The sequence below is a fragment of the Bacillus sp. YC2 genome, from assembly GCF_019891195.1.
In the GTDB taxonomy this organism is placed as follows: domain Bacteria; phylum Bacillota; class Bacilli; order Bacillales; family Bacillaceae; genus Bacillus.
In genome coordinates, this window is sequence record NZ_JAHXDO010000040.1 from 1 (window position 1) to 271 (window position 271).

The following is a 271-nucleotide window of genomic DNA, read 5'->3' on the forward strand; positions in this document are numbered from 1 at the left end:
TTTCGGTGCTCGCTGTGTTAAAAGCCGGAGGCGCTTATGTGCCGCTTGACCCGGAATATCCTGAAGAGCGGCTGAGCTACATGCTGGCTGACAGCGGCGCCGCTCTTCTGCTCGCGCAGCCCGGATTATCAGTGCCGGACTTTTCCGGGGAGACGCTTGAGGTCAGTCTTTCTTCTCTTGCGGAGGACACATCGGAGACAGAGGCTGTCTCTGATATGGCAGATGCCGATTCGCTCGCTTATATCATTTATACGTCCGGTTCCACCGGAAC

General features: G+C 56.5%; 1 protein-coding gene. It reads left to right on the forward strand.

Features of this window, described 5'->3' with window-relative positions; all coding sequences use genetic code 11:
- Positions 1-271: AMP-binding protein (locus tag KY305_RS19805; protein ID WP_223063939.1), on the forward strand; the 271-nt coding region annotated here is incomplete at both ends.